Below are 7827 nucleotides of genomic sequence, written 5' to 3'. Positions count from 1 at the left end.
CTTGCTACATTAGAAGTTACCTTTGCACCAGATGTTGTTCCTCTTATTACAAGATTGGAAAAGCACTTTACGAGCTATCAACTTAAACAGGTTGCGCAACTAACTAGCAAATATGCTATTCGTCTATATGAGTTTCTAATTGCTTGGAGAGACGTAGGAAAAACACCTGTTATTTCTTTATCTGAGTTCAGAGAAAAATTAGGACTTGAGATGAATGAATATCAAAAAATGGTTAATTTTAAAAGTCGTGTTTTAGAACCAGCCATAAAGCAAATCAATGAGCTGACTGATATACATGTAAAATACGAACAGTACAAAACAGGAAGATCTATCTCAGGCTTATCATTCACTTTTAAGCATAAAAAAATTGATTCGATACCTTCAGAAAGAGATCCAAACACGGTAGATCTCTTTACCCAAATGACCGATGCACAACGCCACATGTTTGCCAATAAACTTTCAGAGCTACCGGAAATGGGTCGGTATTCCCAGGGAACTGAAAGCTATCCACAATTTGCTATTCGTATTGCTGAGATGCTTCACGATCCTGAAAAAATCAAAGAACTATATCCATACCTAAAAAAAGTGGGATATATGCCATTAAATAAAAGGATTTAGTAAATGGCTAAATTATCACTAAGTGAAGTATCTAACCGCTTTAACGTCAGTCGTTCTACGCTATATAGGGCCATAAAAGAAGGGCGTATATCTCGAAGCGCTGATGGTCTTTTTGATATTGCAGAAGTCATCCGATGCTTTGGAGAGCCGATCAAAAAGCATGAACAAAAACAAGAAGTGGATCAGTCTAAAGATGATGCTGATTTACGTCAGCTTGTTGATTTTATGAAAAAGGAAATTGAGTCATACAAAGATCGTGAGAAACGCTATTTAGATCAAATAGACCGCTTTCAATTGCTATTAGGGCATAAAGAGTCTGAAGAAAAAATGTCTCATGATACACCAGTGACACATTCCAATGATGCACCATGCGACAACAATAATGGAATAAGTGAAACTATTGATAATAATAGAGATAGTGAAATTAAAACATCCCATGAGACATTGGTGACACGCCCTAATGAAACACCAAAACACGTACCAAATACGCATTATGAGACAAAGAAAAAACGTGGCTTATTTGGCCGTGTACTGAATGCTGTTTTTGATAATGACTAAGGGAGAAAGATCATGCCGAAACTGAAAGACATTGCCCTAGGCATTATTGTGGCCCCACTGTTGATCCCGATCATGCTGATCGCATCGTACCAGGATAAAAAGGAGCTGAAAAAAGAGCTGGATAAACGCCAAAAAGAAAAAGACCAGTCATCCTGATTATTCAATTGAGCTAATCAAAATCGTGAAACATTGCTTAAATAATAGGCGTGGAACGTGAAAAATCATAAAAAAAGCCCGGTCATGGAAACTCGGGCTATCAACTAGGAACTACAGCGTTGAATTATAAGGATAATTATAACGCATTTCGTATAAGGTGTATTATGTTAATTTTAGGAAACCTAAATAAATGAATATTTTTATTTATTTTTAGATTTCTCTATAAATCGTTTAGTTATTTGTGCTCTAACCTAGAAGTGAATTAAAAGAGTTTCGTAATGAACTATATAAAAATACTTATTTTAATACATTGTATTGCTATATGCGGATGTACTGACACGACAGAATCTAGGTCTAAACCTTTATCAGAAGAATCCGATATCGAATATTATAAAGATATATCAAAACAAGGGGATTTAGTGATTTGGGGGATTTCATCAGATTTAACTATAAAAACCGTTGTAGGCAATAAAAAAAATATTGAGCAAGGTATAGTTTTGACTGACCCTTTTCTTGGTCAGTATCCTATTGATTTTATTCCTAAAGTAAAAATACTAAATGACAATGATAAAATCGAGAAAGTTTCTGATTTTCAGCATCCTATGCGATTTAACTTGCTTTTGAATAATGTTAAAAATATAAAAATTAATAACTTTTATGATAAAAATTATCAAGATCAAGTAAAAGTGTATATACAAAATTTCAGTACACTCGATCCCATATATTTTAAATATAAACAAACACCAAGAGAGTGGATAAATTATTTAATATCACATAAATTTGTAAAATATGAAAATTCATTTAAAAAATTTGATTTAGAGTGCTATTCAATAAATTTGGACTCTGATATCTCTTACCATTGTCTAGGCCACGCATCAGATCCATACAATTCTGAATTTTTAATGAAGATTAATAAAAATCTTACAGATCAAATTGTAGTGACCACAGAAGTTGAAACCCCTCTCTATCCGAACGTAAGAATCGCATGGAGAATGTCTTACGAATCATTAAAAGACTGGAAAACTGTAGATCAAAATATTTGGCGTTTATTAAAAGTTTGGAATGTGAAGAAATAAAGCAATTATCACAATATTTAATCTAATTTTGACTCCATTTAACATAATGGCGGTTATACGAAACTTAGATGTAAGCCCAAAGTAGAAATGTCCGCTTTTAGAATATGCACTTTTGCAATTTTCTTATGTTCTTAAAAAAAATAGTTCTAATTAGTACAATAATAACTAGTAGTCTTGCTCTTGCATATGATCCTACAACGCCTTCATATTATTTAACGAAAGAATTGTGATGTGTGCAGAATATTATGCAGACTGTATTGATGTCTATGGGTCTGCTGGTAGCGGTGGAATGTCAGAGTGTGGAAACTCTTTAAATACATGCATCACTACAGGTGATTGGAATCCACCAAATCTTCCTGTACCATCATCGGATAGATTATTAAACCTTTTTAGTTCAGAAACTAGAGAAGCTACAACAAGATATACCACGGCCTAATAAATCAGGATCTCAATGTAATATGATTGGGATCCTTACCAACATATATAGAAGAGAAAAATGGATCAATTAAAAAAAATAAATGATGATTTGTATCAAGCTGCAATATTATTAGACAGTATTCCTAGTAAGATTCAATCAGATCCATCACTAGAAAATAGAGAAAATATCTTACTGATAGGAAAAGCTCTCAGTCATATTTTTGAACTCCAAAATAATATTTATAAAATTCGCCCTGATTTAAAAAATAATAATCAGTAATAACAGTTATTTATAGTATTTTTTAAGAAAGATAGCGGCTCATTTGAGAATATAAAAGTAATATTCTATTTGTAATAGTTTCTCTGAAATTAACATAATACGGATTATACGAACTAGCCACGTAATGCAACTTGCATTACAATATTCCTATGCATTCAATAAATGGGAAAAATAATGGCTACTGTTAACTTCAGGGTCGATGAAGCCCTTAAAGAAAAATCTTATTCAGTTCTAAGAGAACAAGGTATTGCACCTACTGAGTTTTTTACAAATGTCCTTGAATACATTGCAGCGACTGGGAAACTCCCTGTACAAAAAGCCTTACTCTCAGAAGAGGATACCGAGCTATTAGCGATTGTTCGTAAACGTATTAATGATCCTAAAGAAATGTTTGAGGAAATTACTTTAGATGACTTATAAGCTTTTACGTCATAAGGACTTCACAGCTGAATGGGAAAAGCTTCCTAGTGCTATAAGAGATCAATTTAAGAAAAAACTTGCCAAGGTCATAGAGCAGCCACATATTCCAAAGAATATGCTTAGAGGTGATCTTGCAGGTTGCTACAAAATTAAATTATTAAAGGCTGGAGTCCGACTAGTTTATCAAGTTAAAGATGATCAGGTAGTTATCTTGCTCATTACGGTTGGGAAACGAGCTGACAGCATAGTTTATGACGAAGCGAAAAAGCGCATTAAAGACTAAAAATGGGAGCTTAGAGCTCCCATTTTTGACTTCGCATAACGTGTATTATGTTAATTTTAGAAATAAGTCACCTATAAATTTTGCTTTTATATAAACGACTAAATTAGGTCTATTAGTAATACTCCCTAATAATTCATAATCATAATTCGTCTTTTTAATAGATACATTTAAAGTTTCATTTATAGCTTTTTCTATACTATTATCATGTTGTTTTATAATAACTTTCGATTTTTGATTAATGATTTCACCTTGAAAGGAAAATGCATAGTTTCCACCATTTATTATATTATTTTGTACTACAAAAACTCCATTACCAAAATCATTAAAATTATCTTGAAATTCAAGGAAGTAAATACCATCTCGCATTCTTAAAATACCAGTTCAACAAAGTGAGTGTTTTATATATTTTACGCCAATTTCAACTTTAAATAAGCTTTTAGTTGTTCAAACAAATTGAGCTACCTCTCCTGTAATACAAACATTAGCATTTCATAGTAGTTAACCTTTATTTAACATAAAATCTCTTATATGAAATTTAGAACTTATCCCTTAAAAAGATCATTAAAAAGCTCTTTATCTTTCTGTCTATTTTCTTCTGTCTTACTTTCCGCACTTAAAAACTGCTCAAAATCAGCCCATTGATGTTTAAAAGATTCATCATTCTTAAATTTATTCAAAACCCAAGCGCCAAGCAAAATTTTCCGTCTAGTTTCATTTTTCCGTTCTTGAGCTTTGGCTTCACTTAAAAGTTTTTGCTGCTTAAGTTTAAGCTCATTCTGTTTCTGTTTTGCCTGTTCTAAGATCTGCTCTTGTTCTTTTTTCAAATACTCAATTTGCTCTTGTAGAGATAACTTCTTCTGCTGTGCTTTAGTGAGCTTCTTTAAAACTGCATCTTTCTTTTCTTGAATATCTGACATAGTATTAAACCGTGATGATCAATAACCAAACATCATCATAGAGTCAAAAAACAAAGCGAGCAATATCAAACGTAGCGAAGCGAAGTTTTCCCGGAGTGAAACGAAGGGCGCACTTACCCACTTTTATCATTTCATTCAAAAGTGGACGTTGCGACAGGGGAAACCCCTGTACCCCATGACCTCGCTTTAGCATGGTCAGCAACTTTTTCAAAGTTGCAAAAATCAAAACCACGGTATGCAGAAATTTAGGTTTTTAAAGTGGCAATTTTTCATTTGAATGAAAGCAACATCTCACGAAGTGACGGACGTTCAGCCGTTGCTTGTGCTGCTTATCGTGCCTGTGAAAAATTAGAGGATCTGACTTTTGGAAAGACTCAGGACTACACTAAAAAAAAGGGACTTGCATACAAAAATATTTATGCACCAGAACATACCAATACAAAACTTTTAGACCGTCAAACACTTTGGAATACAGTAGAAAAAAAAGAATTCAATGCCAATGGCTCAATGAAAGCCAATGCACGACTCGCCAAAGAATATATCTGTGCTTTACCACATGAATTAACAGATGCAGAACGCATAAAAATCGTTGATGACTTTTGCCGAGACTTTGTGAACAAGCACAATGTTATTGTCGATGCCTGCATCCATGCACCACATGAACATAACGATGAAACCAATAATAAAAACTATCACGTACACATGATGTTCACGACCAGACTCATCAATGAAAAAGGCGAATTAGGAAAGAAACAAAGAATCTTCAACGACCATGGTCCCGAGATCCTGAAGGACAGCCGAGCAACTTTTGCCAATGTTGTAAACACAGTATTGGAAAATGCCGGACTAGACGAACGCATCGACCACCGGAGTTACAAGGATCAGGGCTTAGACTTTCTTGAACCCACTCATCATGAAGGGCATGAAGCTACAGCACTTCGCAGACAATATGACGAGGAACAAAAAAGACCGCTTGAAGAACGTAACACTGAAATTGTGCTGCCAAGAATTGCACTTGAAAATGATGCAATCAAAGCCAAAAATTTAGATGCTGCACGAGAATACCAACAGATCATCAAGGGCCTTGATCAAGAAATTATTGTTCCAAGTCGATTAGAAGATCAGATTACCCAGCTGGAAAACGAACTTCAGTTAACCGAAGCAGAAGAAAAAGAGCTTTTAGCAGAATTAGTAAATCTCAACCTAGAAGAAGAACGCCTGCAAGAACAACAGGTTCAACAGATCGACAACGCATATGATGACTTCATCCGGTGCCAAGATATTTATGCAGAATTTGCCAATCAGTTTTACACCATTCAAAGCAATGCTGCTGATAATCAAAAGCAGATTGAATCAAATCTCACCAAGACAAAACGATGGTTAGCAGAAAACAAAAGCGATTTTTACCTACATAGCAATAATTTGTTTTATGACTCTTATCATCATACTTACAGAGATATAAAAAAACCTGATTTTTATGCGACTGAAAAATCAGTAGAACAGGCAAAAAATGAGAACTGGAGAGAATACGCAACCGAGGTCGAACAACTTGCTAAAGAATACGATATTGAGAATGTCGTCCAACGCTTAGGTCAATGCTCAGAGATACTGGAAAATAATGGGATTGAACGACCAACGATAAAACCCACGTTTTGGCAGAAGCTAAAACGAGAGTACGTTCATTCATTCGATACCCTACATGATTTTAATGATGATATGAGTCCCCTCCTTAAAGCAAAACGGGCAGATGATCTCAAAATTGAACAAGAAAGAATGCAGCAAGTACGCCAAGCGGAAGTAGATCGCCAACGAAGAATTGAAAATGATCGCAGAGAAAGTGAATTTAGAGAGCAATTACGTAAAGAACGAGAGCAAAAAGAACAACGCTATGAACAAGAAAGACACGAACGAGAACATTTGGCATTTTTAAAACGCCAAGAATTGGAAAAACAGCAGAAAAATGAGCCTAAAAAACCAGAAAATGAAAATAACAACGATTACCGACCTTGGTGAATGCTGTTTAAACGCAAAAAAATAGGGTTTTTAGCGATGTTTTGCTAAACCACAGTAGATTTATAGTTGAGTTAAGAAAAAACTCTTAAATCGCAAATGAGAGCATTTAGCGAGTGTCTACGAGCGAACTACAGGGATCTAAATTTTTTCACCTGTTTTTCCCTGATTACAGGCTCCCCTGTGTATCAAGAACTCAGAATCAGAGCATCCCGAATGGGTGCGAACTGATTACGATGGCTTTATGTCGAGCGAAGCGAGTAAAAAGCTCATGAGCGAAGCGAATTCCGAGCTGCTTTTGCTTTTTTTTAAAGTCACAACCCAATGAGCCAAAAAATTGCCCCAACGAATCGAGCGAAAGCGAGATTCAATAGAGTTTGAGCGCAGCGAAAACCAAGGGCAATTTTTCCTTTCCTGGGCTTTTAATTATTTTTAAAGTTTTTAATGCTTTTAGACTCTCTGAAAACCTTTGTTTGCAAGGCTTTCAAGGTGGATAAGACTACAATTTCTTTGTCATAAGACTACAATTTCTTTGTCATAAGACTACAATTTCTTTGTCATAAGACTACAATTTCTTTGCATTTGATTACATCGAATGCTAATGTAGTCTTAATAACACTTATAACCTATGCAGTCTTATGAAAAATGACTTAGTAGTAAAAGATAATGCCTTAATTAATGCCAGTTATAATCTCGAAGTAACCGAGCAACGGCTTATCCTTTTATCAATAATAAGAGCAAGAGAAACAGGCCAAGGGATCTCATCCGACAGTAAATTAGAAATCCATGCTTCTGATTATGCTTCTCGCTTTGATGTCACCAAAGAAGCTGCGTATAACGCTCTAAAAAATGCAGTTAATAATCTTTTTGAAAGAAAGTTCTCTTTTAAGGAAATTCATAAAGATACAAACAAAGAAATTGTAGTCAAATCCCGCTGGGTTAGCCGAATTGCATATGTTGATGACCTTGCTACATTAGAAGTTACCTTTGCACCAGATGTTGTTCCTCTTATTACAAGATTGGAAAAGCACTTTACGAGCTATCAACTTAAACAGGTTGCGCAACTAACTAGCAAATATGCTATTCGTCTAT

10 protein-coding genes and 1 pseudogene are annotated in these 7827 nt (G+C 34.7%); 9 read left to right on the top strand and 2 right to left on the bottom strand.

What is annotated here, in order from left to right; all coding sequences use genetic code 11:
* The 7 genes and pseudogenes from repM to FTT92_RS16360 all read left to right on the top strand — a co-directional run.
* A pseudogene (gene repM / locus FTT92_RS16390) lies at positions 1 to 629 on the top strand (replication initiation protein RepM); the annotation flags it as partial.
* Positions 622 to 1176: a plasmid replication DNA-binding protein gene (locus FTT92_RS16385; protein ID WP_180005593.1), complete on the top strand. Its 555-nt coding sequence runs from the start codon at positions 622 to 624 to the stop codon at positions 1174 to 1176. The pseudogene repM and the gene FTT92_RS16385, both read left to right, overlap by 8 nt.
* A 12-nt stretch (positions 1177 to 1188) precedes the next feature.
* Positions 1189 to 1332 (top strand): hypothetical protein, encoded by a 144-nt coding sequence (locus FTT92_RS16380; RefSeq protein ID WP_166135746.1) that lies wholly within the window; start codon positions 1189 to 1191, stop codon positions 1330 to 1332.
* Positions 1333 to 1610: 278 nt separating this feature from the next.
* Entirely contained in the window at positions 1611 to 2408 is a 798-nt protein-coding gene (locus tag FTT92_RS16375; protein ID WP_180066076.1) for a hypothetical protein, read from the top strand.
* 496 nt (positions 2409 to 2904) lie between these two features.
* Entirely contained in the window at positions 2905 to 3105 is a 201-nt protein-coding gene (locus tag FTT92_RS16370; protein ID WP_163146734.1) for a hypothetical protein, read from the top strand.
* Between the two features lie 174 nt (positions 3106 to 3279).
* Entirely contained in the window at positions 3280 to 3525 is a 246-nt protein-coding gene (locus FTT92_RS16365; RefSeq protein ID WP_111885987.1) for a type II toxin-antitoxin system RelB/DinJ family antitoxin, read from the top strand.
* Positions 3515 to 3808 (top strand): type II toxin-antitoxin system RelE/ParE family toxin, encoded by a 294-nt coding sequence (locus FTT92_RS16360; RefSeq protein WP_074947749.1) that lies wholly within the window; start codon positions 3515 to 3517, stop codon positions 3806 to 3808. The genes FTT92_RS16365 and FTT92_RS16360 overlap by 11 nt, the downstream gene beginning before the upstream one ends.
* 45 nt (positions 3809 to 3853) lie before the next feature.
* Here the strand turns inward: FTT92_RS16360 and FTT92_RS16355 are convergent, their stop codons facing one another.
* On the bottom strand, positions 3854 to 4174 hold the full coding sequence (locus tag FTT92_RS16355; RefSeq protein WP_179997607.1) for a GrlR family regulatory protein: 321 nt from the start codon (positions 4172 to 4174) through the stop codon (positions 3854 to 3856).
* 176 nt (positions 4175 to 4350) lie between these two features.
* Complete coding sequence (locus FTT92_RS16350) at positions 4351 to 4725, bottom strand: hypothetical protein (RefSeq protein WP_086322809.1); 375 nt, start codon at positions 4723 to 4725, stop codon at positions 4351 to 4353.
* A gap of 258 nt (positions 4726 to 4983) precedes the next feature.
* Here FTT92_RS16350 and mobQ point away from each other — a divergent pair, with 258 nt between their 5' ends.
* On the top strand, positions 4984 to 6738 hold the full coding sequence (gene mobQ, locus FTT92_RS16345) for a MobQ family relaxase (RefSeq protein WP_257235117.1): 1755 nt from the start codon (positions 4984 to 4986) through the stop codon (positions 6736 to 6738).
* Positions 6739 to 7373: 635 nt separating this feature from the next.
* On the top strand, positions 7374 to 7827 hold a 454-nt coding region (locus tag FTT92_RS16340; RefSeq protein WP_180172628.1), incomplete at its 3' end, for a RepB family plasmid replication initiator protein.

Source organism: Acinetobacter sp. YH12023 (assembly GCF_013420135.1).
In the GTDB taxonomy this organism is placed as follows: Bacteria; Pseudomonadota; Gammaproteobacteria; order Pseudomonadales; family Moraxellaceae; genus Acinetobacter; species Acinetobacter amyesii.
Note: the sequence above shows the minus strand (reverse complement) of the source record. Positions and strands in the feature narration are given on the sequence as shown.